Origin of the sequence: Enterobacter sp. BIGb0383 (assembly GCF_003751845.1) — a bacterium.
GTDB lineage: Bacteria > Pseudomonadota > Gammaproteobacteria > Enterobacterales > Enterobacteriaceae > BIGb0383.
The window spans coordinates 1,379,656-1,405,658 of the sequence record NZ_RJKQ01000001.1 but is presented as its reverse complement, the minus strand read 5'-3'; the positions used below and the strand labels follow the sequence as shown (position 1 = coordinate 1,405,658).

At 56.8% G+C, this 26,003-nt stretch carries 23 protein-coding genes; 10 read left to right on the top strand and 13 right to left on the bottom strand.

All coding sequences use genetic code 11. The features are described 5' to 3' along the window. Nucleotides 1-35 precede the first annotated feature (35 nt). Nucleotides 36-680, top strand: a complete 645-nt coding sequence (locus EDF81_RS06675; protein WP_123347302.1) for a hypothetical protein — start codon at nucleotides 36-38, stop codon at nucleotides 678-680. A 42-nt stretch (nucleotides 681-722) separates the two neighbouring features. Here the strand turns inward: EDF81_RS06675 and rplY are convergent, their stop codons facing one another. Further along, complete coding sequence (gene rplY / locus EDF81_RS06670) at nucleotides 723-1,007, bottom strand: 50S ribosomal protein L25 (RefSeq protein WP_123347301.1); 285 nt, start codon at nucleotides 1,005-1,007, stop codon at nucleotides 723-725. A 155-nt stretch (nucleotides 1,008-1,162) separates the two neighbouring features. Between rplY and EDF81_RS06665 the strand changes: the two genes are divergently transcribed. Beyond that, complete coding sequence (locus tag EDF81_RS06665) at nucleotides 1,163-1,423, top strand: DUF2534 family protein (protein ID WP_123347300.1); 261 nt, start codon at nucleotides 1,163-1,165, stop codon at nucleotides 1,421-1,423. Nucleotides 1,424-1,699: 276 nt separating this feature from the next. After that, nucleotides 1,700-3,649, top strand: a complete 1,950-nt coding sequence (locus EDF81_RS06660) for a methyl-accepting chemotaxis protein (RefSeq protein WP_123347299.1) — start codon at nucleotides 1,700-1,702, stop codon at nucleotides 3,647-3,649. A 41-nt stretch (nucleotides 3,650-3,690) separates the two neighbouring features. Here the strand turns inward: EDF81_RS06660 and EDF81_RS06655 are convergent, their stop codons facing one another. Then, a complete protein-coding gene (locus EDF81_RS06655; protein ID WP_123347696.1) occupies nucleotides 3,691-5,457 on the bottom strand; it encodes a DEAD/DEAH box helicase in 1,767 nt (588 codons plus the stop codon). Nucleotides 5,458-5,716: 259 nt separating this feature from the next. Between EDF81_RS06655 and rsuA the strand changes: the two genes are divergently transcribed. From rsuA to EDF81_RS06640, 3 genes are all read left to right on the top strand, one after another. Continuing rightward, entirely contained in the window at nucleotides 5,717-6,424 is a 708-nt protein-coding gene (gene rsuA, locus EDF81_RS06650) for a 16S rRNA pseudouridine(516) synthase RsuA (protein WP_123347298.1), read from the top strand. A gap of 15 nt (nucleotides 6,425-6,439) precedes the next feature. Further along, complete coding sequence (locus tag EDF81_RS06645) at nucleotides 6,440-7,636, top strand: Bcr/CflA family multidrug efflux MFS transporter (protein WP_123347297.1); 1,197 nt, start codon at nucleotides 6,440-6,442, stop codon at nucleotides 7,634-7,636. Nucleotides 7,637-7,967: 331 nt separating this feature from the next. Continuing rightward, entirely contained in the window at nucleotides 7,968-8,312 is a 345-nt protein-coding gene (locus EDF81_RS06640; protein WP_123347296.1) for a YejG family protein, read from the top strand. A gap of 3 nt (nucleotides 8,313-8,315) precedes the next feature. On the opposite strand, the gene yejF is transcribed toward EDF81_RS06640, so the two are convergent. The 9 genes from yejF to EDF81_RS06595 all read right to left on the bottom strand — a co-directional run bounded on the left by yejF (nucleotide 8,316) and on the right by EDF81_RS06595 (nucleotide 19,959). Continuing rightward, nucleotides 8,316-9,905 (bottom strand): microcin C ABC transporter ATP-binding protein YejF, encoded by a 1,590-nt coding sequence (yejF, locus tag EDF81_RS06635; RefSeq protein WP_123347295.1) that lies wholly within the window; start codon nucleotides 9,903-9,905, stop codon nucleotides 8,316-8,318. A gap of 1 nt (nucleotide 9,906) precedes the next feature. After that, nucleotides 9,907-10,932, bottom strand: a complete 1,026-nt coding sequence (locus EDF81_RS06630) for a microcin C ABC transporter permease (RefSeq protein WP_123347294.1) — start codon at nucleotides 10,930-10,932, stop codon at nucleotides 9,907-9,909. Beyond that, nucleotides 10,932-12,026 carry a microcin C ABC transporter permease YejB gene (locus EDF81_RS06625; RefSeq protein WP_123347293.1) on the bottom strand — a complete coding sequence of 365 codons (1,095 nt, stop codon included), beginning with the start codon at nucleotides 12,024-12,026 and terminating at the stop codon, nucleotides 10,932-10,934. The genes EDF81_RS06630 and EDF81_RS06625 overlap by 1 nt, the downstream gene beginning before the upstream one ends. Before the next feature lie 9 nt (nucleotides 12,027-12,035). Continuing rightward, nucleotides 12,036-13,841, bottom strand: a complete 1,806-nt coding sequence (locus tag EDF81_RS06620) for an extracellular solute-binding protein (protein ID WP_123347292.1) — start codon at nucleotides 13,839-13,841, stop codon at nucleotides 12,036-12,038. Between the two features lie 72 nt (nucleotides 13,842-13,913). After that, the gene (locus EDF81_RS06615; RefSeq protein ID WP_123347291.1) at nucleotides 13,914-15,476 is read right to left on the bottom strand and encodes a cyclic di-GMP phosphodiesterase; all 1,563 of its coding nucleotides are present in this window, start codon (nucleotides 15,474-15,476) and stop codon (nucleotides 13,914-13,916) included. 186 nt (nucleotides 15,477-15,662) lie between these two features. Further along, on the bottom strand, nucleotides 15,663-16,235 hold the full coding sequence (gene mepS, locus EDF81_RS06610; protein ID WP_123347290.1) for a bifunctional murein DD-endopeptidase/murein LD-carboxypeptidase: 573 nt from the start codon (nucleotides 16,233-16,235) through the stop codon (nucleotides 15,663-15,665). Nucleotides 16,236-16,636: 401 nt separating this feature from the next. After that, nucleotides 16,637-17,356 carry a phosphatase PAP2 family protein gene (locus EDF81_RS06605; protein ID WP_123347289.1) on the bottom strand — a complete coding sequence of 240 codons (720 nt, stop codon included), beginning with the start codon at nucleotides 17,354-17,356 and terminating at the stop codon, nucleotides 16,637-16,639. Between the two features lie 43 nt (nucleotides 17,357-17,399). Then, nucleotides 17,400-18,374, bottom strand: coding sequence for a GTP-binding protein (locus tag EDF81_RS06600; RefSeq protein WP_123347288.1), 975 nt, complete (start codon nucleotides 18,372-18,374; stop codon nucleotides 17,400-17,402). A gap of 118 nt (nucleotides 18,375-18,492) precedes the next feature. Beyond that, entirely contained in the window at nucleotides 18,493-19,959 is a 1,467-nt protein-coding gene (locus tag EDF81_RS06595; protein ID WP_123347287.1) for a mannitol dehydrogenase family protein, read from the bottom strand. Between the two features lie 207 nt (nucleotides 19,960-20,166). On the opposite strand from EDF81_RS06595, the gene uxuA reads away from it, so the two are divergent. Continuing rightward, nucleotides 20,167-21,357, top strand: a complete 1,191-nt coding sequence (gene uxuA, locus EDF81_RS06590; protein WP_123347286.1) for a mannonate dehydratase — start codon at nucleotides 20,167-20,169, stop codon at nucleotides 21,355-21,357. Nucleotides 21,358-21,409: 52 nt separating this feature from the next. Here uxuA and yeiP read toward each other — a convergent pair whose 3' ends face one another. After that, nucleotides 21,410-21,982, bottom strand: coding sequence for an elongation factor P-like protein YeiP (gene yeiP, locus EDF81_RS06585; protein WP_123347285.1), 573 nt, complete (start codon nucleotides 21,980-21,982; stop codon nucleotides 21,410-21,412). A 145-nt stretch (nucleotides 21,983-22,127) separates the two neighbouring features. Between yeiP and EDF81_RS06580 the strand changes: the two genes are divergently transcribed. Beyond that, nucleotides 22,128-22,382: a YkgJ family cysteine cluster protein gene (locus tag EDF81_RS06580; RefSeq protein WP_123347284.1), complete on the top strand. Its 255-nt coding sequence runs from the start codon at nucleotides 22,128-22,130 to the stop codon at nucleotides 22,380-22,382. Here the strand turns inward: EDF81_RS06580 and setB are convergent. Further along, nucleotides 22,379-23,557 carry a sugar efflux transporter SetB gene (gene setB / locus EDF81_RS06575; RefSeq protein ID WP_123347283.1) on the bottom strand — a complete coding sequence of 393 codons (1,179 nt, stop codon included), beginning with the start codon at nucleotides 23,555-23,557 and terminating at the stop codon, nucleotides 22,379-22,381. The two genes, EDF81_RS06580 and setB, sit on opposite strands and share 4 nt — an antisense overlap. Before the next feature lie 371 nt (nucleotides 23,558-23,928). On the opposite strand from setB, the gene fruB reads away from it, so the two are divergent. Both fruB and fruK read left to right on the top strand, forming a co-directional pair. Next, on the top strand, nucleotides 23,929-25,062 hold the full coding sequence (gene fruB, locus EDF81_RS06570) for a fused PTS fructose transporter subunit IIA/HPr protein (RefSeq protein WP_123347282.1): 1,134 nt from the start codon (nucleotides 23,929-23,931) through the stop codon (nucleotides 25,060-25,062). Further along, nucleotides 25,059-25,997 carry a 1-phosphofructokinase gene (gene fruK, locus EDF81_RS06565; RefSeq protein ID WP_123347281.1) on the top strand — a complete coding sequence of 313 codons (939 nt, stop codon included), beginning with the start codon at nucleotides 25,059-25,061 and terminating at the stop codon, nucleotides 25,995-25,997. The genes fruB and fruK overlap by 4 nt, the downstream gene beginning before the upstream one ends. The last annotated feature ends 6 nt before the right edge of the window (nucleotides 25,998-26,003 follow it).

The following is a 26,003-nucleotide window of genomic DNA, read 5'->3' as shown; positions in this document are numbered from 1 at the left end:
TCCTGTTTTTGCCTCTTCGGATAGTCGAACCTGCTATGCGCCACGCTCAACTTTCCCGCCGTCCGGGCCTCGATTTTGCGCTGCTGCGCGAGGTCTGGCGTAAACACGCTCTGGCTTTTGTTCTGCTGCTGGGCCTTGGTACGCTCTTCCTGCTGGTCTCTCTGGTGCTGTTTTTCCGCGTCTGGCTGCCGGATGCGCATCACGGCATTCCGCTGCTGATTTTTCTGCTGGTGTTTGGTGCCTGCGGCCTGTTTATTATCGGCTTTGCCTGTGTCTCTAACCTCAGCAGTATGCGCCATTACTATGAGAAAGGGCTGCTGCGCCAGCACGGGCTGAATATCACGGCGATCGTCACGGAGAAAAAGCGCGAGGAGTGCGTGGCGGAACTGCGCGATGAGACGCGTCGCATCAACGTTGACGAGCTGCTGTTGACCGTTGGGTTTCGCTTTCAGTTTGCGGGAGAAGAGCGGGAAGGGGCGGATATTCTGACCAGCGAGGCGCTGTTTAACGCGCTGGAAGTGGGGCAAACCCTTCCGTTGCGCATTCTGCCCTGGCGACCGGAAAGCGGCAGTATTCGCCAGCGGGCGCTGAGTAATCAGCTTAAGCGTACGCAGAGCATCACCGAGGATGATAACAATTCACGAACCGGTGAGCCGCTAATCGACAGCGAACGGACATAAAAAAACCCCGCAGCGCGGGGTTTTTCTTCGACAGGTCAGCGATTACGCGCGAACGAAGTCGATGTGAGACAGTTTTGGCTTGAACGGGTGACGCTGAACAGCCTGAACTTTCACTTTTTCTTCTTTACCGTCGACAACCAGGGTCAGAACTTCGCTGTAGAATTCAGCATTAGTCTGAATGTTCCACAGTTTGTCTTGATCCAGTTCAACGGACACCGGAGCAGCTTCGCCACCATAAATGATAGCCGGGAATTTGTTAGCTGCACGCAGGCGGCGGCTCGCACCCTTACCCTGCTCTTTACGAACTTCTGCATTGATAGTAAACATGAATGTCTCTCTATTTAATAACACCTGTTACAGGCGACCCAGCAACAGGCAAATGATCTGCTTTGCGGATGCAAAAGCGGGCGGCATTATAGCCCCGAACCTGGGGTAAGGCAATTACTGCGTCAGAAACGGTCATAAATGAATCAGGAGGAAAGATGTTAGAGAAATTACGCACCCGCGACGGCAAAAAATTTATCGTAGCGGTGATTATGGTGTTCATTACCGTCGTGGCGGTGATCACCAAAGTCACTTTCCAGGGCGTTGAGGATCAGTACTCGCTGCCAATGGAAGAGTGGACCACCTCCATGTTTATTATCCAGGGGGCCTGGGTGTTTATTTACAGCACCGTCTTCACCGTGATTGGCTCCCTGCCGTTTGGCTTTTACTTCTTAGCGCCGAAAGACGGGCGTGGCTGAGTCATTGTGATCCGGATATAAAATATTTTCTTCCGCGTTCATCAGAGGAAAGTGCTGGTGGACGCGGTTGTTGATAGCTTGTTAATTCAATACCAACCCGTTACCTCCGTAATGCCGCTGTTTATGCTGCCAAAACCCCACCGTTACAGCTGAAAGTCTTCTCCGTTAACAATTAAAGATCAAATACGCCGCGCCGATAGTCATCTCACAAGGGATCTCTGCCGGAAACAAGAAGGACGATTGATGACGTGATTGAATGACACCAGAGGAGCCGTAATGGCCAGACAATATGTTCATAAAAAAATGAGCACCCGCGCACAGATGCTGTTAACGGGCGCCATCACCATCACGCTGGGTTTCGTTGTTACCATCGGCGTGCTTAGCTGGCAGTCCAGCAGCGTACAGAAATCCTTAGCCGAAAAATATTTACAGCAAATTGCCCAAAGCGAAGCCCTGAAAATTCAGAGCGAGCTGAGCTATGCCCGCGACGTAGCGCATAACCTCGGTCACAGCATGATTGCTCTCCCACAGGTCGGGATCACTGACCGTAACGTGGGGTATAAAATGCTGGAATCCGCGATGCGCGATAATCCGGATTACCTCTCCGTGTCGGTCACCTTTGAAGAAAACGCCTGGGACGGACGCGATGCAGAGTTCGATGGCCAGCCCAATCAGGCTCCTAAAGGCCGTTATGCCTTCTTTGTGGATAGCGATGCGTCCGGGAAATTCAACGTTCATCCGCTGATGTCATACCTGACGCCGGGCCAGGGTGATTACTACCTGGTACCGCAGAAAACCCGTAAAGACACCCTGATTGAACCCTACAGCTATGCCTATAACGGCGTGCCGACGCTGCTGACGTCCGTGGCGACGCCTATCGTCAGCGAGGGCAAGCTCTATGGGGTTGTCACCTCTGATATTTCGCTTGCCTCTTTGCAACAGAAAGTGAACCAGATTAAACCCTGGCAGGGCGGCGGCTATGCGGTGCTGCTCTCCACCGCCGGAAAGGTGATCTCTTATCCGGATAAAAATCTGACCAGCAAACCGTACCCGGGCGAAACCCATAACTTCACCTCCGACGTGGTTGAACAGGCGGATGCGGTACTGGGTGAAGACGCGCTGGTGACCTGGCAGCCGGTCAAAATTGGCAACAGCACCGACAGCTGGTATCTGGGCGTGGTGGCACCGGTCAGTCAGGTGATGGCCGCTGCTAATCGTCAGCTGACCATGGCAATTGTCCTGATGGCGATCAGTATTCTGCTGGTCAGTGCGCTGCTGGGCATCGTCTTCAGCCGTAAGGTGTTGCGACCGATTGGTGGGGAACCGCTGGAAGCGGCAACGATCGCGCTGGCGGTGTCAGACGGCAAGCTGGATAACACCATCAACGTCAAAGCGAACGATCGCCATAGCCTGTTCTTTGCCCTGCACACCATGCAGACGCAGCTGCGGCAGATTGTCGGTCAAATCAAAGAGGCCAGTGATTCGGTGCGTCAGGGCGCGGGGGAAATTGTCAGCGGTAACATTAACCTTGCCTCGCGTACCGAACAGCAGGCGGCGGCTCTGGAGCAGACGGCAGCCAGTATGGAGCAGTTTACCGCGACGGTGAAACACAACGCCGAAAATGCGCATAACGCCACCGCTCTGACGGAAAACGCCACGCAAATCGCCAGCCGCGGTGAAATGCTGGTGGGTCAGGTGGTACAGACCATGTCGCAGATCGATGACAGCGCGAAGAAAATCGGCGATATCACGGCGATTATCAATAGCATTGCCTTCCAGACCAATATCCTGGCGCTTAACGCGGCGGTTGAAGCCGCGCGTGCCGGTGAGCAGGGGCGTGGATTTGCGGTTGTGGCCTCGGAAGTCCGTAACCTGGCCCAGCGAAGCGCTGACGCGGTGAAAGAGATCGGTGCGCTGATCGCGGAATCCAGCCAGCGCGTAGAGAACGGTGTTCAACTGGTGAACGACGCGGGCAAAACCATGCAGGAGATGACCCAGGCGGTAAACTCTGTGCAGACCATTATCGGCGAGATTGTTAGCGCCTCTGATGAGCAGGCCAAAGGTATCAGTCAGGTGACCATCGCGGTAAACGAGATGGACGGTGTGACGCAGCAGAACGCCGCCCTGGTTCAGCAGATGGCCGCCGCCGCGACCTCACTGGAAGACCAGGCCCAGCAGCTGGCGCAAAGCGTCCAGCAGTTCAGCCTGGAAGAGGCGCGCGGATAACAGTGTGTTGTGGACGCCCGCTTTCCGGGGCGTCTTTTTTACTATCGCAGTTCATTGGCCCGACGGTAGCGTCCCTGATAGTCGAAGACTTTCTCACGGACCTGCCAGTACGGGCCTTTTTTTCGCGCCACTACAAAGTCAGGATGGCGCAGCAGTGCCTGCTGAGCCGGGATATCGGCGGCGGTGATCCAGCGCAGAGGCACGCCCGGCGTGCGGGTATGCGGGCGGATAAATAGCTGCTCAAAGGCGGTTCGCTGGGCCGGCGTCTGCAAACGGAAGCGCTCACTCACGTCGGTACCGTCCTCATCGTAATAGGTGATCTTCAGCCATTCGCCTTTCTCGTCCGCGCCGTGCTGCAGAACCATATCGCTACAGCGCAGCACCAGGGCATCTTTTAGCTTTAGCGCGGCCTTCAGCATATCGTCCGGGTCAACGAGCACCGCGTCGCACTCCCGACAGCGGCGGGCGGCAATATCATTCTCGGCGTTGCACTGGGGACAGTTTTTAAAGCGGAAGCGGAAATCACACTGCTCCCGATGCCCGTCATCATCCTCAAACCAGCCCTGGCAGCGGCGGCCAAAATGCTCGATCAGGGTGCCGTCTGCGGTGGTTTTTCCCCAGAAGGTATTGGCAAAGCCACAGCCTGGACAGAACACCTGCACCGGGACGTTATCACTCTGACCTTTCGGCGTGCCGACTTCCGGGGCATAGAGGTCATGCGGGTTACCGGCATAGTCGAGGATCAGACAGTCGGTCTTCCCAGGCGCCAGACGCAGGCCGCGACCGACAATCTGCTGATAGAGGCTGACGGATTCGGTCGGGCGCAGAATAGCAATTAAGTCCACGTGCGGCGCGTCAAAACCGGTAGTGAGTACTGACACGTTGACCAGATAGCGAAAACGCTGGGCCTTAAACGCTTCAATCAGTTCATCCCGGCGCGGGCCGGGCGTTTCGCCGGTGATCAGTTCGGCATCGTCGGCAGGCAGCAGGCCGACGACTTCCCGGGCATGTTCAACGGTGGCGGCAAAAATCATCACCCCTTTGCGGGCGGCGGCAAACTCTTCGATCTGGCTAATAATATGCGGGGTAATCCGCTCCTGCTTTTTCAGCTCCAGATTGAGGTCCGCTTCGCTGAACAGGCCGTTACTTTGCGCCTGAAGCCGACTGAAGTCGTACTGTACCACCGGCATATCGAGACGCTCCGGCGGCGTCAGGTAGCCGTGCTTGATCATGTAGCGCAGGGGCAGTTCGTAAATACAGTCCCGGAACAGGGCTTTAGTGTCGCCGCGGACCATGCCGTGATAGTGAAAGTGGTAAATCCAGCCTTTGCCGAGACGAAACGGCGTGGCGGTCAGCCCGAGCAGACGCAGCTGCGGGTTGTGCTGCTGCAGATGATTGAGGATCTGCTGATACTGGCTGTCGTCATCGTCGCTGATGCGGTGGCACTCATCGACAATCAGCAGAGAGAAAGCATCGTTAAACTGGTCCAGATTGCGGGCGACGGACTGAACGCTGCCAAACACCACTTTACCGTGGCTCTCTTTACGCTGCAGCCCGGCGGCATAGATATCGGCTTCCAGACCCAGCGCCAGGTATTTACCGTGGTTCTGCGCCACCAGCTCTTTTACGTGGGCCAGCACCAGCACGCGACCGCGCGCCAGCCTCGCCAGCTCGGCGATCACCAGACTTTTGCCCGCACCTGTGGGCAAGACAATCGCTGCTGGCGTGGTATGCTGGCGAAAGTGGGTGAGGGTGGCGTTGACCGCTTCCTGCTGATAGGGACGGAGGGTTATTTTTTCATTGCTCATCATCCAAATAGTATACCCGTCATACTTCAAATTGCCGATGCGTTGGCTGCGTTCAGTCGCCCGAATCACTTACTTGAGTAAGCTCATCGGGACTCATTCACTTGCCGCCTTCCTGCAATCTGAATTATTTAGGGTATAAGCCACGAATCTTTTCCCTTGAGCGCCGCAAAGCGCCCGTTATACTGAACAGTTCTGACGACTTCTTTTATTTTTCGGGCGTGTTGCCCGACTCCAGCACCATTAAGGCTAAAAAGACTTCATGCGACTTGATAAGTTTATCGCTCAGCAGCTCGGCATCAGCCGGGCCATCGCCGGGCGCGAAATCCGCGGCAGCCGTATCACCGTGGATGGCGAAATCGTAAGAAACGCCGCGTTTAAACTGCTGCCGGAACACGCGGTGGAGTTTGACGGCAACCCGCTGGCCCAGCAGAACGGCCCGCGCTACTTTATGCTGAACAAACCTCAGGGCTATGTCTGCTCTACTGAAGATCCGGATCACCCGACGGTGCTCTACTTCCTCGATGAGCCGGTCGCGCACAAGCTGCACGCTGCCGGACGTCTCGATATCGATACCACCGGTCTGGTGCTGATGACCGATGACGGTCAGTGGTCCCACCGCATTACCTCTCCGCGCCACCACTGCGAGAAAACCTATCGGGTGACTCTGGAAGCGCCGGTCAGTCCGGAAACGGCGGAGCAGTTTGCTAAAGGGATTCAGCTGCACAACGAGAAAGACCTGACCAAACCCGCAACGCTTGAGGTGATAGCCCCGACGGATGTGCGTCTGACCATTAGCGAAGGGCGCTACCACCAGGTGAAACGCATGTTTGCCGCCGTCGGCAACCACGTTGTCGGCCTGCATCGTGAACGAATCGGTGACATTGCGCTCGATTCCGACCTTGCACCCGGCGAATATCGCCCGCTGACCGACGAAGAAATTGCCAGTATTGGCATGCCATCCAGCTGATTTCAGGAGAACCGTGTGACCCGCAGGCAAAGCTCTTCAATGAGTATTGTTGTTATCCTTGGCCTGCTGGCCATGCTGATGCCCCTGTCGATCGATATGTATCTGCCCGCGCTGCCGGTGATCGCCGAACAGTTCGGCGTTCCCGCAGGCAGCGCCCAGATGACCCTGAGCACCTATATTCTCGGTTTTGCGGTCGGGCAGCTGCTCTACGGGCCGATGGCAGATAGCATCGGGCGCAAGCCGGTGGTGCTGGGCGGAACCCTGGTGTTTGCGGCTGCAGCCGTTGCCTGCGCCCTGTCACAGACTATCGACCAGCTGATCACGATGCGCTTTTTCCACGGCCTGGCGGCTGCGGCGGCAAGCGTGGTGATTAACGCGTTGATGCGCGATATTTATCCGAAGGAAGAGTTTTCCCGCATGATGTCTTTCGTCATGCTGGTGACGACCATTGCGCCGCTGGTGGCACCGATGGTCGGCGGGGCCGTGCTGGTCTGGTTTAGCTGGCACAGTATCTTCTGGATCCTGGCGCTGGCGGCCGTGATGGTGTCGGTGATGATCTTCTTCCTGATCGACGAGACGCTGCCGCCGGAAAAACGGCAGAAATTCCATATCCGCACGACCGCAGGCAACTTCGCCTCGCTGTTTCGCCATAAGCGCGTGCTGAGTTATATGCTGGCCAGCGGCTTCAGTTTCGCCGGGATGTTCTCGTTTTTAAGCGCAGGTCCCTTCGTCTATATCGAGCTGAACCACGTTTCGCCTCAGGATTTCGGCTACTACTTTGCGCTGAACATCGTGTTCCTGTTTATTATGACCATTATTAACAGCCGCTTTGTCCGCCGGGTCGGGGCGCTGAATATGTTCCGCACCGGGCTGTGGATCCAGCTGGTAATGGCGCTGTGGATGGTCGGCTCGGCCCTGGCTGGTCTGGGTTTCTGGTCGCTGGTGCTGGGCGTTGCGGCCTTTGTTGGCTGCATCTCGATGGTCGCCTCCAATGCGATGGCGGTCATTCTTGACGAGTTCCCTCATATGGCGGGCACCGCGTCTTCTCTGGCGGGGACGTTCCGCTTCGGGATCGGGGCGATTGTGGGGGCGCTGCTGTCGATGGCGACCTTTACCAGCGCCTGGCCAATGCTGCTCTCTATTGCCTTCTGCGCCATCGTTTCCATTCTGTTTTACCTCTACGCCAGCCGTCCGCGAAAGTCGGTGCGTTAATTCTTTCTGCAGGGGCTATTTTGGCCCCTTTTTTTGACGCATATCAGAGCCTTTCACCCTTCTCTGCCTAAAAATGTTTCACTTCTGTAAACGACAATGATGTAAAAAGTCACATTGTTGTATTCAAAAAGGTTGTGTTAGATCACAGAAACGAGTACATATAGCGCCATAAGACCGTTTTACTGCATCTACCGATCGGCATTCGACACGCCTTCACGCTTACTGGAAACCCGGTTTGCGTTTTCAACGTCCCGGACAGGACGAGTTGTCAATAATGTGTTAGCATGAATGTTAAGTATTTGTGATGGGTTGCTACTTCCGGGGAAATATCGTGAATACATTACAGCTCTCAATCGTCCACCGACTCCCGCAAAGCTATCGCTGGTCTGCGGGTTTTGCAGGCAAGCGTGTTGAACCGATTCCGCCAAGCGGATCGGAGTGTGAAAATTGCCTGGTGGCGCTGAAGTTGTTAAGTCCGGATGGCGATAGCGCATGGCCGGTGATGCAGAAACTGCGTCAGGCTCTGGATGACATTGAAGTCGACTGCTCTGTCGTGGAGTGCGAAGGCGAACCCTGCCTGTTTGTAAACCATCAGGATGAATTCGCCGCCACCTGCCGACTGAAAAACTTTGGCGTGGCTATCGCCGAGCCGTTCTCCAGCTATAACCCTTTCTGAGCGTCAGCTTAACGCTAAAAGCTGGCGCGTATACGCCTGCTCCGGCGCGGCGAAGACGCGCTGGCACTCTCCCTGTTCGACGACCTCTCCCTGACGCAGCACAATCACCTGATGACAGAGCGAACGCACCACCCTCAGATCGTGGCTGATAAAGATATAGGCCAGACGATGCTTTTGCTGTAACGACTTCAGCAGCGCGAGGATCTGCGCCTGTACCGTTTTGTCCAGCGACGAGGTCGGCTCATCCAGAATAATCAGCTGCGGCGTGAGGATCAGCGCCCGGGCGATGGCAATGCGCTGGCGCTGGCCGCCGGAAAACTCGGCGGGGTAGCGGTGACGGGTGTCGGCATCCAGCCCGACTTCGCCCATCACGCGGATCACGGTCTGCTCACGCTCGGCGGCGCTAAGCGATGGCTGATGCACCCGCAAACCCTCTTCGATAATTTGCTGAACGTTCAGCCTCGGATTCAGGGAAGAGTTCGGATCCTGGAAAACTACCTGAATACGGTGACGAATCGGCAGCAGCTGACGGCGACTTTTGCCCTGCAGCGACTGACCGTCAAATTCGATATTGCCCTGAGAGGTAATCAGCCGCAGTAGCGCCAGGCCGGTGGTACTTTTCCCCGAGCCGGACTCGCCCACCAGGCCAAGCGTTTCTCCCGGACGCAGGGAGAAACTTAAGCCTTTCACCACCGGGTTGTGATCGATAACCCGGCGCAGAATCCCTTTGCGGATCGGGAAGGCGACGCGAAGATCGCTGACGTTCAGCAGCGGCGGCAGGGTCGGATCGAGCGGAATAGGATCGCCGGTTGGCTCGCTGTCCAGCAGGCGACGCGTGTAAGGATGCGTCGGGGCGTTCATCAGCGCGTTAGCCCGGTTCTGCTCAACGCAGCGGCCGTTCTGCATTACCGCCACGTTATCAGCCAGTTTGCGCACGATGCTCAGATTATGGGTAATAAACAGCATACTCATATTCAGCTCTTCGCGCAGTTCGCGCAGCAGCTGTAAAATCTGCGCCTGTACCGAGACGTCGAGTGCGGTCGTCGGCTCGTCGGCGATCAGCAGCTCCGGTCGGGTTAGCAGGGCCATCGCAATCATCACGCGCTGGCGTTCGCCGCCGGAGAGCTGGTGCGGATAATCCGCCAGGCGGCCCGCGGCGTTGCGGATACCCACCCGGTCCAGGCAGTCGAGGATCTCGCCCCTGGCGGCTTCCCGGCGCATCCCACGATGCAGAGACAGCACCTCATAGAGCTGTTTTTCCAGGTTGTGCAAGGGGTTGAGCGAAACCATTGGCTCCTGGAAAATCATCGCGATACGGTTACCGCGAATACCGCGCAGGGTCTGTTCATCCGCGTTGAGCAGCGACTGACCGTGAAAACGAATATCGCCCGTAGGCCAGATAACCGGCGGAGAGGGCAGGAGACGCAGCACGGACAGGGCCGTAACGCTCTTTCCTGAACCGGATTCGCCGACCAGCGCCAGGGTTTCACCGGCGGCGATTTGCAGTGACAGATCGCTGACCACGGTCCGCGTTTCTCCCCGCTGGCGGAAGGCTATGGATAGCTGGTCAATCGCCAGTAACGGTTCGCGCATCTTATACCGCCTTGCTCGGGTCGAAGGCGTCGCGTACCGCTTCGCCAATGAAAATTAACAGGGACAGCAGCAGCGCCACCGACAAAAAGGCGGTGATCCCAAGCCATGGCGCCTGCAGATTATTTTTCCCCTGCAGCAGCAGTTCGCCGAGCGAGGGCGAACCCAGCGGCAGACCAAAGCCAAGAAAATCCAGCGAGGTCAGCGTGGTAATGGAACTGCACAGAATAAAGGGTAAAAAGGTCAGGGTGGCCACCATGGCGTTGGGCAGCATATGGCGGAAGATAATCCCGCGATCGCCGACGCCCAGCGCCTGGGCAGCGCGAATATAGTCGTAGTTACGGGTACGCAGGAACTCGGCGCGGACCACGCCCACCAGGGTCATCCAGCCAAACAGCACCGTAATGCCCAGCAGCCACCAGAAATCAGGCTGAACGACGCTTGAGAGCAGGATGATCAGGAACAGGGTCGGCATGCCGGACCACACTTCAATAAACCGCTGGCCCCAGAGGTCGATTTTACCGCCGTAGTAGCCCTGTATCGCACCGGCCATCACGCCCAGCACGCTGGAAAACAGCGTCAGCATCAGGCCAAACAGCACCGAGATCCGCGTTCCGTAGAGAATGCGTGCCAGCACGTCACCGCCGTTAGCGTCGGTACCCAGCCAGTTCTTAGTCGAAGGCGGCGCGGGGAAGGGCTGGTCGGTATTGTAGTTAATGGTATTGGCACCAAAACGTACCGGCGGCCAGATGGCCCAGCCGTTGCTTTCCAGCTGCTGCTGGAGCCACGGGTCCTGATAGTCGGCGGCGGTATTAAACGGGCCACCAAAATCGCTTTCGCTATAGTTTTTCAGCACCGGCACATAGTAGCTGCCCTCGAACTTCACCAGCAGCGGACGGTCGTTGGCAATCAGCTCTGCGCCAAGGCTGCAGATAAACAGCAGCAGAAACAGCCACAGGGACCAGTAGCCGCGGCGGTTGTGGCGAAAACGTGCCCAGCGGGCCTCTGCGGCGGGACTTAATTGACGCATCAGCGGCCCTCAAAATCGATACGGGGGTCGACCAGGGTATAGCTGATATCGCTGAGGATATTCAGTAGCAGGCCAACCAGGGTGAAAATATAGAGCGTCCCGAACATCACCGGGTAGTCGCGCGACACGGTGGCTTCATAGCCCAGCAGTCCCAGGCCGTTAAGGGAGAACATCACTTCAATCAGCAGGGAGCCGGTAAAGAACATGCTGATAAAGGTGGCCGGGAAACCGGCGATCACCAGCAGCATGGCGTTGCGGAAAACGTGTCCCCACAGAATACGGTTCTCGCTGACGCCTTTGGCGCGAGCGGTGACCACGTACTGTTTGCGGATCTCATCGAGGAATGAGTTTTTGGTCAGCATCGTCAGGGCCGCGAAGCCGCCGATCACCGTCGCCAGCACCGGCAGCGTAATATGCCAGAGGTAGTCGGTTATCTTCTGATACCAGGGCAGGGTATCAAACTGGGCCGACACCAGTCCGCGCAGAGGGAAAATATCGAAATAGCTGCCCCCGGCAAAAAAGACGATCAGCACGATGGCGAAGAGAAACGCCGGGATGGCATAGCCGATAATAATAAAGGCGCTGCTCCAGGTATCGAAGCGGCTGCCGTTATGCACCGCTTTGCGGATGCCCAGCGGAATCGACACCAGATAGATAATCAGGGTGCTCCACAGGCCGAGGGTGATGGAGACAGGAAGACTGTCTTTAATCAGCTGCAGGACCGAGGCGCTGCGGAACAGGCTGTCGCCGAAGTCAAAGCGGGCGTAGTCCCAGAGCATTTTCAGATAGCGCTCGTGCAGGGGCTTATCGAAACCGTAGCGCTGAGTTATCTCGGCAATCACCTCCGGGTCGAGTCCTCGCCCGCCGCGATAGTGACTTTCGTTGATATTGCTGACGCCGGTATGGGCGTAGCTGCTGGCGGTGCCACCGCCGCTGACGCCCGGCATCATGCTGGTATTGCCAAACTCAACGGCGGCGATGGCCTGGTCAACCGGGCCGCCGGGGGCAATTTGCACCACGAAAAAGTTAATGGTGATGATCGCCCAAAGTGTGGGGATCACCAGCAGTAAACGTCGAATCAGGTAGGTGCCCATGCTCTCTCCTTAGCGTCTTTCTGCGGGCAAACCTGCCGCTTTGTTGACGTCATACCACCAGGTATCAAACCCCATGGAGTAAAGCGGTCGCTGAGCCGGATGGGAAAACTTATCCCACCAGGCGACCCTGTCGTTGGCCATATACCACATCGGCAGCATGTAGTAGTTCCACGTCAGGACCCGATCCAGCGCCCGACCCAGGGGAATTAGCTTCTCTTTATCGCCCTGAGCGAGAATGATCTTGTCGATAAGCGCATCGATCACCGGGCTTTGTACGCCCGGCGCGTTATAGCTGGAATCGATATAGCCGGAACCCCAGGCGATCTGCAGGTCGCTGCTCGGCCAGGGCGAAGCGCGGGAGACGCGCGGCATCATGTCGTAATCCCGGCTGCGCAGGCGGCTGGTGGCCTGGGAGTTATCCACCTGACGGATATCCATCGTAATGCCGAGACGCGCCAGATTATGCTTAAACGGCATGACCCACTGATCGTTGCCGCCGGAGGGCAGCAGCAGCTCGAAGCGCAGAGGTTTGCCGGTTTTCACGTTCACTCGCTGCCGATCTTTGATGGTCCAGCCTGCCGCATCCAGCAGTGCCCCGGCCTTCAGCAGATTCTGCCGATCGTAGCCGTCGCCTTTGGTGACCGGCGGCTGGTAGATAGAGGTAAAGACCTCCGGGGGCAGATCTTTTTTCATCGGTGCCAGCAGGGTCAGCTCATCGGCCTTCGGATAGTCGCGGGCGGCGTATTCGGTATTGATAAAGTAGCTGTTCACCCGGCTGTAGGCGTCGTAGAACAGCGCCTTGTTCATCCATTCGAAGTCGAAGGCGTAAGTAATGGCTTCGCGGACCCGACGGTCGCTGAATATCGGACGCTGGATATTAAACGCCATCCAGCGCGTATCCTGGGTTGAGTCGTTGGCGAAGGATTCCTTCACGATATGGCCGTTAGTAAAGTTTTTACCGATATAGCGAGTCGCCCAGTTTTTAGCGCTGGTCTCGGTACGCAGGTCGAAAGCCCCGGCTTTAAAGGCCTCGAAGGCGACGTTATCGTCGAGATAGTAGTCGTAGCGGATCGTATCGAGATTCCAGCGCCCGCGATTAACCGGCAGATCTGCCGCCCAGTAATCTTTTACTCGCGTATAGGTAATATACTGACCCATTCGCCAGGCGCTGATTTTATAAGGTCCGCTGGAGAGCGGCGGGCGGGGCAGGGGTTCATTGAGCTTATGGTCGCGCCAGAAGGCTTCCGGCATCACCGGCAGCGAGAAGAGGCTGAGCATGTTCTCTTTACCCGGCGTGCCCAGCTCAATACGCACGGTCAGCGGGGAGACGGCCTTTGCCGTAGTACCCTTATAGTAGAGGCGGAACTGCGGCACGCCCTCGGTCATAAACTTGTTAAAGGTAAACACCACGTCGCTGGCTTTCATCCGGCTGCCGTCGTGGAAGCGGGCCTGCGGATTAATACTGATTTCCACCCACGAATAGTCATCGGCGTAGCGTGCCATCTCGGCGACCAGAGGATAGTAGCTGCCAGGCTCGTCGTCAGACGTGGTAAAGAGGGTATCGTACAGCGCGTCGGTACGGGCGCCCGGATTGCCGCGCATGGCAAAGCGGTTAAAATTATCAAAGGTCCCAATCGCGGACATGGTCATGGTGCCGCCCTTGGGCGCGGCGGGGTTCACGTAATCGAAATGCGTAAAGTTAATGGCGTATTTCGGCTCGCCGATCACCGCGAATGCGTAGCTTTCTTTGATGGTTTGCGCCTGTGAGGTGAAACTGAACAGCGCAATTAACAGTAACGGCAACCGCAAAAACATATCCGGAGGTTATCCTGTATCCCGGCAGACCCCGCACGGGCCAGCCTCTTGTCGTTGAATAATAAGTGACGCTCAGGAGGATGTGAAATATTTCGCCTTCGCGTCATGCTGCTCGACCAGCTGTTGCAGCGGCAGCGGGCGGCTCATCCAGTATCCCTGCAGGAACTGAACGCCCTGGCTGCGCAGCCAGTTGGCCTGTTCCTCGGTCTCAACCCCTTCGGCGACCATCACCATATTGAGCCGTTTTGCCAGCATCAGCACGGCGTCAAGCACCGGCGACGTCACGGTTTCGGTGCCGATAGCGCTGACAAAACCCCTGTCGATTTTCAGATAATCAAAGGTGTAGCGCTCAAGATAAATCAGCGAGCTGTGACCGGTGCCGAAGTCATCAATAGCGATTTCAAACCCCTCATCATGCAGCCATTCAAACAGACGGCTGGCTTCCTGGTAATGCAGCATCCCGCGCTCGGTAATCTCCAGCACCACCTGGAAATAGTTATCCGGCAGAGAGGCAGAAAACTGGCGCATATCCTGCTGGAAACTGTCCGCGTGAAGGTGGCTGGGGGCTATATTGACGCCGAGTTTGGCACCCGGCGGAAGCAGGGTTTGCAGAATGGGCGCATCGCGGGCAATCAGCCGGAACAGGTGGTGCGTTAAAGGCACGATCAGCTGCTGAGCTTCGGCGAAATTAATAAAGGCGTCCGGGGGGATTTCACCGGCAACCGGGTGCTTCCAGCGCATCAGTACTTCCACGCCCTGAATTTCCATTTTTTGCGCATCGACCACCGGCTGATACACCACATAAAACTGGTCCCGCTTGATGGCGGTCAGGATCTCTTTTCCCGGTCGCAGACGCACCGTCATAATATAGAAGCAGAGCAGGCCACCGATTAAACCGGCCATGGTGCCAATCAGCAGGGTCAGGTTGGTATTCTCTTCCGGCCACTTCTCGGCATAGAGATAGATATCCATCGGTAGCCCTTCAATACGGGCGCGGCGGCTCGGAGACTGCCCAAGCTCATCCGGGTTAATCAAACGCTCAGAGAAGGTGGAGAGTGCCACGTGATTAACGACCAGCGCCATGCCGGTAAAATCATTTTGCCGGGCGGAGTAGAGCAGCCAGGGCGTCAGGTTAACGTTAATGGTGGTAAAGATACCGCGTTCATCCAGCAGGGGACTGCGTATCCACAGAGCGATAGCCGGTTTATCGGGCATCATCGGCGTTCCGGGCAGGATCGCCATATCAAGATCTTTATTTACATCAATCTGGCTGACCAGTTCCGTCAGCGGGACATCCATTGACCCGGTTGCAGAGGAACAGAAGGCGTTACCCTCTTTGACCAGTAAAAAGGCGCGAACATTGAGGCTAAAGGCGGCGCGTGAGGTGAGCTCTGAGGCGACATCTTCGCAGGTATTCAGGGTGAGTGGCTGCAGCGAGTTAATCGAATTACGCAGCTCGTCGAAGTAGTCCACGAGGTAGCTGTGCAGGTCGCTGATAAGGATATCGAAGCGGGCTTCCCGCTTTTGCTGCAGCAGCATAAACTGCAGGCCGCCGGCTATCAGCGCAATGATCAGCCCCGCCAGAATACTGGCCAGCAGCACTTTACGACCGGTCGAGAAGTAGCGGGTGAACATAGAGACGGATCCCGTAGCCGTGATACCGGCTCAACAACTTGATTTCAAAGACTATAGCCTGCAAAAGCGCAGCCAGATATGAATTTACTCTGCTATTGCATTTGATGCATCAAAAAAAAAGCACTGCCGGAGCAGTGCTTTTCTTTCTGTTGTTAGCCAAGGGAAAACCAACAACCAGATAGCATATTAAGAACGACTCAGAACGCGGCGCGCTTCGTTATAGCGCTTCTTCCAGTACGGCTCGTCCATATTTGAAATAGTGACGCCGCTGCTGGTGGAAGCATGAACGAACTGGTTGTTGCCGATATAGATACCGACGTGGCGACCAGTTGAACCGGCGCGGAACAGGACCAGATCGCCCGTGCGCAGGCTAGTGCGCGATACGGACTTGCCCGTTTCCTGCTGTTCCCAGGTTGAACGCGGCAGTTCTAAACCAAACTGTTCGCGGAAGGTCCGCTGAACGAAACTGGAACAATCGACACCGCGTTTAGTGTCGCCACCGAGGCGGTAACGCACGCCTTTCCAGCTGGCATATTGTTCCATCAGGCGCGTTTTAACGTCGAGATTACGCACCATGGTTTCGAACTCATCCTGAGAGGCTTGCAGTGATGAAGTCTCTTCACCAACCACTGCACGCGTCTCGGGGTGTACATTATTCTTTGCGGTATTCGTTGTCGTACATGCTGAAAGCAGTACCGCTACTGCTAACGCGGGGAGTGCCCGCAAGATATATCTCACAATTGGTTGAGATGTGACCATTTTGTTTGTTTTCCCTTGAAGTCCTTAACGATAGATCGTTATAAAAAATGCCAAACGCGTCGAGACTAATTAGCTGCCGGACATAAGACAATTCTGCTGCGCTAAATCTGTGGTTTAACGCACAAAACAACCTGCCAGCCGCGTAAATAGAGCTCTTTTTGCAAAGCCTGACCGAGATTACCCGATCAATCCGGGCATTGCGAGGGCTTTTATGTGATTTCATATAAGAAAATATGATACAGAAAGTGAAAATCCGGAATAGCTCAAAATAGCAGCATTAAAGGCGCTAATTCAGCCAATTGATTCATTTGAAAGGCGAAAATTATTACCAAAAAATGACAGTTTGAATTAAGTGTGAAAAAAAGCAGATCGGGGATTGAAAAGAATCCCCGATAATAATGTTATTTAATTGTTGTTTTATTGTTTTTTCTGCGGGGAAGATGACGGTCGGCCAGGCGGATGCCGCGATCGCTAAGCGGCGTTAACAGGATCCACGGCATGCCAATTAATACCGCCGACAGCGATCCGACGGCAATATCGCTGAACCAGTGAGCCCCTGCCATTACGCGTGGGAAAGAGAAGACCACAAAAATAATCAGGGAAACACCGAAGGCTTTACGGCCAAAATATCGCCACATAAATGTGGTGAATATAAGCAGCATCATACCGTGATCGCCGGGGAAACTGTCGCGCGACGCGTCTTTGGTCGACAGATTCAGCAGCTGGCTGACCCGCAGGCTATCCGGGAAGAACAGGGTTGGGCTCGCGCGTTTGACCGGCATCAGGCCCTGGGCCAGCTGATTGACGATCACCGCCGCAGCCAGCATGACCAGACCGATAATCACAATGCGGCGACGCTCGGCCTGGTCGCCTGCGCGCCAGAAACTCAGCATCAGGCAGCCCATGGCCAGCAGGGAACAGGCATCGAAGGCCCGGTTATTGATGATCGCCAGCAGCCATGCATAGCTGCGGCTCTGCGCCAGCCCCTGGTTAAAGAAATGAAAAATCGCGCTGTCCAGCGGAAACCAGAAGCCGTGCTGAGCCGGCAGATACCAGGATAAAAAAAGAGCCAGTCCTGCGGCGTTAAGCAGCAGGATAAGAGGGAGACGGGTTTTCATCATATAACCAGGATTTATGAATTACGCCGTCACTTTACAATTACATCTATAAACGAAGCTTCAACAAGGCCGATTGCAGGGCGTTCCAGTCCGCGTCCGCGTCGGTGATCAGCTCAATACGGCTGTCCGGCGGAGCCACGCTCTGCGTCTCAATATGGAAGTCCTGACCCTGGCGGTTAACCCGCACCAGCCCTTCGGCAATACGCATCACGCCTTTAACCCTGTCGACCGGGGCCAGCCGCGCCCACTCCAGCAGACCGATGGTGTCGAAGACGGTCGCGTCATCGAAAATCCAGCCGCAGGCCTGATAGCCCTGGCCCTGATTCAGGCTGCGACGCCAGCGTTGATTGCCCGGCAGGCTGAGGGCGGCAAGCCCTTTGTTCGACGCGTGAGCGTGCTGATGGGCGGCGCTGGCGGGGAGCGGGGCCGTATTGCGGCGGGGTTGATCAAGCAGGGCAACATCGATCACGCCCTGGGTGGTCACAACCTGCGCGCGATCGCCGCCGTTGGCTTCCCACCAGGTTGTCAGCGCCTGCTCGCTCTCCGGGGTTGCCCTGTCGGCTTTGTTGGCGACGATAATATCGGCCGCCGCCAGCTGGTCGCGGAAGTTTTCATTGTTCACCGCTTTTTCATCCAGTAGCTGGCGGGGATCCAGCAGGCACAGGGTGGCACGCAGATCGATCCAGGGCTCATAAACCGCCGCGCCCAGCATATCGAGGATCTGTTTCGGATGGCCCAGCCCGGTCGGTTCAATCAGCAGCCTGTCCGGCTTGCCCTGGCGTAGAAGGGTGTTCAGCCCGACCTGCATCGGCAGGCCGTTGACGCAGCACATACAGCCGCCGGGGATCTCTTTCAGCAACGCGCCGCTGTCGGCCAGCAGGGCGCCATCGATACCGACCTCACCGAATTCATTCACCAGCACGGCCCACTTTTCCCCCTCCGGCTTACTGGCGAGAAGGTGTAAAACAGAGGTGGTTTTGCCGCTGCCGAGGAAACCGGTAATCAGGTTGGTTCTGGTCACGTTAACTCCAGGAAATGTAATGTTGTAACAGTTCCGGTTATCCTGGCGAAAAAAAGGGGAAAAGAGAAGTGTCATCGCGGACGGAATCACGCTTCCGTCCGCTAAAGCGCAGTGAATGTTAACGCGTAAGGGCTTGCGCCACCGCCTCGCGGGCACCGAGACGACACAGTCGATCCCAGGCCTGGCTGACGGCATCGACGAAGACGGACTGTCGGGATAAGTCGTTGCCGAAGATTTCGCTCAGCCCCAGCAGGGCCGTGACGCGCTCGGCTTCGCTGCTGGTTTCAACAATGGCGCGGATTTTATCGGCCAGCGGATCGCGGACGTCGATATTCTCACCCGCATCATCCACACCGCTGACGTAGCGCATCCAGCCGGCGACGCCCAGCGCCAGCAGCGGCCAACTGCTCTCCCGCTGCAGATGAACCCGGATGCCTTCCAGCATGCGCTGCGGCAGTTTCTGACTGCCGTCCATGGCGATTTGCCAGGTGCGATGCTTCAGCGCCGGATTGCTGAAGCGCGTAATCAGGCTGTCGGCATACTCCGTTAAATCGACTCCGATGATACGCAGGGTCGGGGCCTGTTCATCCAGCATTAAGCGACGTGCGGCGGTTTTGAAAACCTCGTCGGCCATACAGTCGCTAATATGCGCGTGACCGGCCAGATAGCCCAGCCAGGCAAGGAAGGAGTGGCTACCGTTGAGCATCCGCAGCTTCATTTGCTCCCAGGGCAGCACGTCGTCGACCATCTGCACGCCCGCAATTTCCCACTCTGGACGCCCGGCGACAAAATGGTCTTCAACCACCCACTGAATAAACGGCTCGCAGCTGATCGCGCAGGGATCGTCCACGCCCAGCACATCGCTAATTTCCGCCAGCGATTCCGGGGTGGCCGCCGGGACAATACGGTCGACCATGGTGCCGGGGAAGCTGACGTTTTCAGCAATCCACACCGCCAGCGAGTCCGAGCGCTTTTGCGCCATTCCCAGCACGGCGTTTTTCACCAATTTGCCGTTGTCGGGAATATTGTCACAGGGCAGTACGGTAAAGGCGGGCAGGCCGCGTTCGCGGCGGCGATGCAGGGCTTCAACCAGAATGCCCGGCGCGGAGTGAGGTTCTTCAGGATGCTGCAGATCGTGCACGATCCGCGGTTGGCTGAGATCCAGCTGGCCGGTGGCCGGGTCGATACAGTAGCCTTTTTCGGTAATGGTCAGGGAGACAATCGCCACCTGCGGCTCGCAGAATTTTTCTATAATTGCCGGGAGCGAGTCCAGTTTTGCATTCAGACACTCTTTTACGGCACCGACAATAATGGCCTGATTCCCGTCCGCGCCTTTCTCCAGCACGGTAAAAAGATGGTCCTGAGCGCGAAGCTGACTCATCAGCTGGTCGCCGCTAAACAGGCTGATTTCGCAGATCCCCCAGTCGCCGCCCTGGGCGTTGAGTACCCTGTCGGTCAGCAGGGCCTGATGGGCGCGATGAAAAGCGCCGAAGCCAAAATGGACGATCCGCGATTGCAGATTCTGGCGATCGTAACGGGGCTGCCGCACGCTGTCGGGAAGCGAAACTGTGGCAATGGTCTTCATTATTTAAACACCTGCTTAACCAGTAATTAACATCGGCAGTGTAAAGTTATATGACAGCAATTTGAATTGGTGTGCCTTAAATATAGCGGGAATGTGAGCTGGATCAATCAATGGTGGCGCAGGCACTTGCCTGTTTTTGGCTAGCATGTATGGTAGTCGTCATTATCTTGCACTTTATTGGTATAACAACTTAAAAGAGGTGAAGCGATGGAGCAAACCTGGCGTTGGTACGGGCCGAACGATCCGGTCTCTCTTGACGATGTCCGACAGGCGGGCGCGACCGGGGTGGTGACCGCCCTGCATCATATTCCTAATGGCCAGGTCTGGCCGGTGGAAGAGATTAAAAAGCGTCAGGCCGAGCTGGCTGAAAAAGGGCTGACCTGGTCAGTGGTTGAGAGCATCCCGGTTCACGAAGACATTAAAACCCACAGCGGGCAGTGTGATACCTGGATCGCCAACTACCAGCAGAGCATCCGCAACCTTGCGGTCTGCGGCATCGATACCGTGTGCTACAACTTTATGCCGATCCTCGACTGGACGCGTACCGACCTGGAATATCAGCTGCCGGACGGCTCAAAAGCGCTGCGTTTCGACCAGATCGCCTTCGCCGCGTTTGAGCTGCATATCCTCAAGCGCCCGGGTGCAGAAGCGGATTACAGTGCACAAGAGCAGCAGCAGGCGCAGGCCCGCTTTAACGCCATGTCTCAGGCGGACGTCGATAAGCTGACGGGCAATATTATTGCCGGTTTGCCGGGTGCCGAAGAGGGCTACACCCTCGATCAGTTCCGCGCTCGTCTGGCGGAGTATAACGGGATCGACAAAGCGCAGCTGCGGGACAATATGGCCCACTTCCTGCGCGCTATCGTACCGGTGGCGGAAGAGGCTGGCGTACGCCTGGCGGTACACCCGGACGATCCGCCGCGGCCGATCCTCGGCCTGCCGCGCATTGTCTCCACGATTGAAGATATGCAGTGGCTGAAAGAGGCTGTCGACAGCATCAACAACGGCTTCACCATGTGTACCGGCTCCTACGGCGTGCGCGCCGATAACGACCTGGTGCGGATGATTGAAACCTTCGGCGACCGTATTCACTTTACCCATCTGCGGGCCACGCTGCGCGAAGAGAACCCGAAAACCTTCCACGAAGCGGCTCACCTGGGCGGCGACGTGAATATGGTGGCGGTGGTTGAGGCGATTCTGAGCGAAGAGGTGCGTCGTAAGCGGGCAGGCGATCTGCGTCCCATCCCGTTCCGACCGGATCACGGCCACCAGATGCTGGACGATCTGCGTAAGAAAACCAACCCGGGTTATTCGGCGATTGGGCGTCTGAAAGGCATGGCGGAAGTGCGCGGGGTTGAACTGGCGCTGAAAATGACCAAATTCCCTGAACTGCTGTAAGCGGGCGGGGCATTGAAGAAGGGACAGTGAAAACTGTCCCTTTTTGCATTTATTAGTCGGCGCGGCCCATATAGCGGCGCTCTTCGATATGAATGCGAATTTTTTCACCCGGGCCGAGGTATTCCGGGATCTGCACCACCAGGCCGGTGGTCAGGGTCGCCGGTTTGTTACGGGCGCTGGCGGATGCACCTTTAATGCCCGGTGCGGTCTCAACGATTTCCAGATCGACGGTCTGCGGCAGCTCAAGCGCCAGCAGCTGGCCGTCCCAGGTCAGAACCTGCATATCCGGCATCCCGCCTTCCGGGATAAACAGCAGCTCATCTTCAATCTGGTCTTTGGTAAAGGTATACGGCGTGTAGTCTTCTTTATCCATAAAGACGTATTCGTTGCCGTCAATGTAGGAGAAGTCAACGTAGCGGCGGGTCAGCGTTACGGTATCGACGATATCGTCACCCTTAAAACGCTCTTCGACTTTCAGACCGGTACGGACGTCGGCAAAACGCATTTTATACAGCGTCGCAGCGCCGCGGGCGCTCGGTGACTGAATATCGATATCTTTCACAATCAGCAGCTTGCCGTTGTAATTCAGCACCATACCTTTTTTGATCTCGTTCGCTCTTGGCATTGCGATAATCCTGTTTAACCAAATTGACTAAAATATCGCGACAAACTACTCGCGAGGACCCTTGCTGGCAAGTGGAATTAGCGGGTTTTGCGTTCCTCCGATAAAAGAGGTAGTGTGCCGCACCCACCACCGCGAGCGCGCCCTTATGGAATGCCGTATTGATTGTGGCGCATGCTGTACCGCGCCGTCCATTTCCAGCCCGATCCCCGGCATGCCAGACGGCAAACCGGCCAATACGCCCTGCGTTCAGCTCGACGCACAGCAGCGCTGTAAAATCTTCGGCTCGCCTCTGCGTCCGAAGGTCTGCGCGGGCCTCAAACCCTCGGCAGAGATGTGCGGCAGTTCGCGACAAAAAGCGATGGATTTTCTGATCCACCTTGAGCAGCTAACCGCACCTTAAACGTCTTTGATCCGCAGCAGGCAGCCGCTTGCCAGCACGCTCATCACCAGCGCTATCCAGAATACCGAATGATAATCCCAGATCTCCGTGGCGATACCGGCAAGCGATCCGGCGATAATCCAGCCCACGCGGGTGGTATTGGTATAGAGCGTGGTCGCTGAACCGGCCTGGCCGGGCATCAAATCCTGAAAATAGATCATCCCAATCCCCGCCAGAATACCGATATAGATGGCGTTCAGCAGCTGTACTGCCAGCAGCAGGGCAGGGGTATGGACGTTCAGCATCAGCAGATAAAACAGCACCCCGGCGACCACCGCAATACGCATCAGGAAGCGCTTCCCAAAACGACGAGCGTAGTAACCGGCGATCAGCATTGTCGGGATCTCCAGCCCGGCGGCGGTACCCATCATCAGCCCCGCCAGCTTCTCCGGCAGATGCAGCTCATTAATAATAAACAGCGGCATATTAATAATGTAGAGACTGTTGGTGCCCCACATCAGGGTACAGATAACAAACAGCAGCAGCGCGTCGCGACGGTTGCGGCGCGGGGCCTCGACGCTGCCCGTTGCCGACTGCTGAATTTTCGGCATTGAAGGCAAGAACAGCCGGACCATCGCGGCGCAGACAATAAAGGCCACCGCGGCGCTGAGATACATGGTGGTAAAGCCAAAACCCATCGCCAGCGCGTAGGCCAGCGGGGGACCAATTACCCACGCCAGCGAGACCTGGGCGCGCAGTATCGAGCTAAACATCACCGCTTCCCGCCCGGTCCGGTCGGCGTGTTCACGCGCCAGGGCAAACATCTGCGGGTTCGCCGTTGAGCCAAAGCTGCTGAGGAAGACGCCGACAAACAGCAGGACAAAATAGTTACGGTTCCAGGCAAACAGCAGGCAGGCCAGTACGCCAAGCAGGCAGCAGAGCATAATCAGGCTTTTGCGGTCACCTTTACGATCGGAGCGACCGGCCAGAAACTGGCTGACCAGAATGCCGATAATGGCGCTGCCGGTAAAAAAGAAGCCGACCATGGCCGGACGCGCGTGAACCTCGTTGGTCAGAAAGAGGCTCAGAGTCGGGGTTTGTAGCGCACCGGCGATCCCCGTCAGAAAGGCGACAATTAAAAAGGCGGCGGAGGTCGTATCAAACGAGGGCCTGGCGGCGGCAGAGGGCGTATGCATGTTTCTGTATCAGCAATAGTGGAGGACGCCGGAGTTTACGCCGCATGCTAAAAAATAAACAGCCAGCAGAATCAAAAATAGCGTGAATAACTAAAATGCTAATACGGGCTGAAAGAGAGCGAGGGCTGACGTTGCTGAAATTTTGCTTACGTCACGGCGCGCCCGTTCAGCATTTTGACCCCTCAGAAGGAGAAAATGTGCAGTACCTCAAAATTTCAATATGCGAATGATGACTTTTCTTGCAGGATAGCAGGCAAATGCTGAAACTCCTTGAAACGTTTCAGCGTTGTTTCTTAACTCAGTCCGGATCGGGGGGACGCATTTCCACCCCAAATGGCTGAAACGATTCAATAAAGCAGGAGAGAGGAACCATGTTCCAGTTATCTGTTCAGGATATCCATCCCGGCCAGCAGGCGGGGAATAAAGAAGAGGCCATTCGGCAGATTGCCGCCGCGCTGGTGCAGGCGGGCAACGTATCCGGTGGTTATGTTGAGGGCATGCTGGCTCGCGAGCAGCAGACATCGACTTTCCTTGGCAACGGTATTGCCATTCCGCACGGCACCACCGATACCCGTGACCAGGTGCTGAAAACCGGCGTCCAGGTTTACCAGTTCCCGCAGGGCGTGGAGTGGGGTGAGGGTCAGGTTGCGTGGGTGGCGATTGGTATTGCCGCCAGCTCCGATGAGCACCTTGGCCTGCTGCGTCAGCTGACCCATGTGCTGAGCGACGACAGCGTGGCTGAACAGCTGAAAGCGGCGACGACCGCGGAAGAGCTGCGCGCCCTGCTGATGGGTGAAAAACAGAGCAGCAGCCTGAAACTGGACAACGATACGCTGACCCTGGACGTGGTGACCGGCGATCTGGTGACCCTGCAGGCGCTGAACGCCGGTCGTCTGAAAGAAGCGGGCGCGGTGGATGCGACCTTTGTTGCACGCACCGTCAGCGAACAGCCGATGAACCTCGGCCAGGGCATCTGGCTGAACGACAGCGCCGAAGGCAACCTGCGCAGCGCCGTCGCCGTGAGCCGTGCCGCACAGGCGTTTGAGGTGAACGGCGAGCGCGCCGCGCTGCTGGTGACCGTCGCCCAGACCGACGCCCAGCCGGTAGCGGTGCTGAAGCGCCTGAGCGACCTGCTGCTGAACAATAAGGCTGACCGTCTGCTGAACGCCGACGCCGCCACGCTGCTGGCGCTGCTGACCAGCGACGATGCGCTGGCTGACGATCTGCTGACCGCCGAGTTTGTGATCCGTAACGAGCACGGCCTGCACGCCCGTCCGGGCACCATGCTGGTCAATACCATTAAGCAGTTCACCAGCGAAATCACCGTGACTAACCTCGACGGTACCGGCAAACCGGCCAACGGCCGCAGCCTGATGAAGGTTGTCGCGCTGGGCGTGAAGAAAGGCCATCGTCTGCGCTTTACCGCTCAGGGTGATGATGCTGAACAGGCGCTGATTGCCATTGGCGAAGCCATCTCTTCCGGTCTTGGGGAGGGTGCAGCATGAGCCGTCGCGTCGCAACCATTACGCTGAACCCGGCCTATGACCTGGTCGGTTTTACCCCGGAAGTTGAACGTGGCGAAGTAAACCTGGTGCGCACCACCGGTCTGCACGCGGCGGGGAAAGGGATTAACGTGGCTAAGGTTCTGAAGGATCTTGGCATCGACGTGACCGTGGGCGGTTTCCTCGGTAAAGACAACCAGGATGGCTTTCAGCAGCTGTTCAGCGAACTGGGCATTGCGAACCGTTTTCAGGTGGTGCAGGGCCGTACCCGCATCAACGTTAAGCTGACGGAAAAAGACGGTGAAGTCACCGACTTTAACTTCTCCGGCTTCGAAGTGACCCCGGCCGACTGGGAACGTTTTGTTAACGACTCCCTGAGCTGGCTGGGACAGTTCGATATGGTCTGCGTCAGCGGCAGTCTGCCGTCCGGCGTCAGCCCTGAGGCTTTCACCGACTGGATGACGCGCCTGCGCAGCCAGTGCCCGTGCATTATTTTCGACAGCAGCCGCGAAGCGCTGGTTGCCGGTCTGAAAGCGGCGCCGTGGCTGGTGAAACCAAACCGTCGTGAACTGGAAATCTGGGCGGGCCGTAAATTGCCTGCTATGAAGGACGTGATTGAAGCGGCGCATGCGCTGCGTGAACAGGGAATTGCTCATGTGGTGATCTCGCTGGGTGCCGAAGGCGCACTGTGGGTAAACGCTTCCGGTGAATGGATCGCCAAACCGCCATCAGTGGAGGTCGTCAGCACCGTCGGTGCCGGGGATTCCATGGTGGGTGGACTGATTTACGGCCTGCTGATGCGTGAATCCAGTGAACATACCTTACGCCTGGCTACCGCCGTTGCTGCGCTTGCGGTCAGTCAGAGTAACGTTGGCATTACCGACCGTACCCAGTTAGCCGCGATGATGGCGCGCGTTGACTTACAACCCTTTAATTAACGGCAG